A 2,908-nucleotide genomic window follows, 5' to 3' on the forward strand; every position below is an offset into this window, starting at 1 on the left:
GCTATTGGCATACGGATCTAACCTGGCGCAAAGTGCCATCGAAAGCTTCTTTGTTGCATGCTCAACATATTCCAAGCACCGGTGGGGATACGATTTGGTGTTCGATGACGGCGGTTTTCGAGTCATTAGATGAAGACATGAAAGCAAAACTGAGAGGGTTGTCTGCGACTCATTCGCTGGTGGCTTTCGAGGGAGTTGAGCCAGATCAGATAGAGCTTGATTGGCACAAATCACTACTTAAAACCGCGCAGAAAAATCCACCTGTAATCCATCCTGTTGTTCAGAGCCATCCGGAAACCGGTAAAGAAACACTTTATATCAATGAGCAGTTTACCCGTTATATCAACGAACTTGACCGACAAGAGAGTGATATTTTACTTAACCAACTGTTTGAAATTGCACGACGCCCTGAGTTTCAAGTCCGCTTCAAATGGGACAGGGGATCAATGGCTATTTGGGACAATAGGGTCACGCAACATTACGCGGTGATTGATTACGGCGATACTCCAAGAAAGATGCATCGCGTTACAGTGACATAATGCAAACGAAGAGGCGCAGCACTTGCTAAGGCGCGTTATTGGTGTAGGCGTGAGCGTATAAATCTGAATCACTTAGGGATGTTGTCTGAGTTAAAGTATGAAACCGAGACTTTATTCATCTAAGTCATAATAAAATCAAAAGCGTTGATACATATTTGATTGAAAGCTCACTGCTCTGAGGTGATGTGTAATATACTCAGCGGAAAACATAAGAACCAACATCAAATTTTAGACTTTGTAAACGTTAGGGCTTAGTAAATAAAGTATTTGTATGAACGCGATTCGTAAAGTTTATCAGTACGCAGAACCTAACCTAACCCTTGTGGGTTGGATGGGCTTTGTCGGTTTCCCTGCTTACTACATTGTATGGGAATTCTTGTTTCCGCAACCCTATGAAAATTTAGCCGTGCGTCTGTTTTGCTCGGTATTGTTCCTTGGGATTGTTGTTCGTAATCGTATTCCATTTGATTGGCGAAAGTACCTTCCGGCTTATTATCAAGTCGCTATTACCCTCTGCTTACCGTGTTTTTTCTTTTACATGCTGCTGATGAATAACTGGTCCAACGTATGGGTTATGTCTTTCATGTCGGCTATTTTCCTCCATATTCTATTAGTTCACGTCACTCGAGTGATGTTTGCACAAACCTTCGCCGGGATAGGGATTGCTACCTTGTGTGCATGGGTGGCACAAGGCTTCTACTTAGAGCTCACAATGGATTGGACGCATGTGCCAATCTTCTTATTTATCTATTTGTTCGGTAACTTATTTTACTTCCGTAATCAGGTGGAACATGAGAATAAGGTGTCATTGGCGAAATCTTTTGGAGCCGGTATCGCGCATGAGATGAGAAACCCACTAAGTGGTTTACTGACATCTATTGATGTTATGCAGTCCATATTGCCGAATCCGAAAAGTGGTGGCCACCAAGGGCAATACGCTTTGAGTAATGAAGAAGTTATACAGTTACGTGAAGTGGGTGATGAAGCGATGGAGATTATTCACTCAGGTAACGAGACGATTGATCTGCTATTGACTTCAATTGATGAAAACCGAGTATCTCGTTCTACGTTCAAGAAACATTCAGCTCAAGCGGTGGTGGAAGGGGCGATAGATAGCTTTAACTATAAGCGCTCAGCTGATAAATCAGCGATCTCTTTAGATGTACAAAGCAACTTTGACTTCTTGGGTAGTGATACCTTGTTGAAGTACGTGATGTATAACTTGTTCAAGAACGCATTCCATCATCGCAGCCCCGAAGATTTTCATATTCATGTCACCATGTGTAGTGATGACGTGACCAATCAAATCATGGTTACCGATAACGGAGCTGGTATTTCAAACGATGTCATTCGACGTATCTTCCAGGATTTTTACACCACCGGCCAATCAGGTAACTACGGCTTAGGTTTGCCATTTTGTCAGAAGGTAATGCGGTCGTTTGGTGGAGAGATTAAGTGTAAGTCTGAGGTGGAACAGTGGACGCAGTTCACGATGACTTTTCCATCTTTGACTTCTCACTCTGTGAACGAAATTAAGAGTGAGCTCACTAAGCTAAAGACAGTGTTGATTGTGAGTGACCAGAAAGTACTCTCTGATAAAATTACTGAGACATCACGTTTTATGGGGTTTGACCTCACCGTATTAGACGTTGTATCAGCACTTAAAAATAAGGAATATCAATTTGAGTTCGACTTGATTTTCGTTGATATGGAGAGCTTAGATTTAAGAGCCAATTACCTCGATAGAATTGAATCTTTGCTATCGTTCACTGAAGCGAGAATCATCTATTTGTATGAGCATCACCCCATTAAGCGTGTTCGTAACGTTGCTTTTGAACCGATTTGGGTGGAAACACAAGTTTGGCTACTGAATACCAAAGCCACCATCGAGCGCTTACTTTTCGATTCTAATTACGTGTTGCCATCGGTTGCTGTGAAACCACTAGAGGCGACTAATAAACGTACGATAATGGTGGTCGATGACAACGAATCTTTGCGCCGTTTTACCGCAATGTTGTTGGAAAAACAGGGCTTTGACGTTGTACAGAAAGAAGATGGCCAACAAGCGTTAGATGCTTTGGATACCGAGGATGTTGATTTGATTCTGATGGATATCGAAATGCCAATTATGGATGGTATTGAAGCTTCTCGTCGAATCCGCAGTGCTGCCAAAGAATACTCTACAGTGCCGATTATTGCTCACACAGGCGACAGTTCCCCAGTGACATTGGAAAAAATGGAATCGTCAGGCATGTCAGATTTTATTGTGAAGCCAGCAGATAAAACCCGACTGTTCGATAAAATTGCACACTGGATTTGATTTGTTGTACCGTCCGGTTATCCAGCTGAACTAGATGAATAGATGAATA

The 2,908-nt window shown here is 42.4% G+C and carries 2 protein-coding genes; both read left to right on the plus strand.

What is annotated here, in order from left to right; all coding sequences use genetic code 11:
* On the plus strand, positions 1-539 hold a 539-nt coding region (locus AB4496_RS20515), incomplete at its 5' end, for a TauD/TfdA dioxygenase family protein (RefSeq protein ID WP_372131812.1).
* 271 nt (positions 540-810) lie between these two features.
* Positions 811-2,859 (plus strand): response regulator, encoded by a 2,049-nt coding sequence (locus tag AB4496_RS20520; RefSeq protein ID WP_017099728.1) that lies wholly within the window; start codon positions 811-813, stop codon positions 2,857-2,859.
* The last annotated feature ends 49 nt before the right edge of the window (positions 2,860-2,908 follow it).

Origin of the sequence: Vibrio sp. 10N.222.46.A1, from assembly GCF_041473595.1 — a bacterium.
Taxonomy (GTDB): domain Bacteria; phylum Pseudomonadota; class Gammaproteobacteria; order Enterobacterales; family Vibrionaceae; genus Vibrio; species Vibrio tasmaniensis_A.

Coding starts and splice junctions, on each gene's coding strand:
- AB4496_RS20520 (WP_017099728.1), top strand. CDS start 811: ATGAACGCGATTCGTAAAGTTTATCAGTACGCAGAACCTAACCTAACC.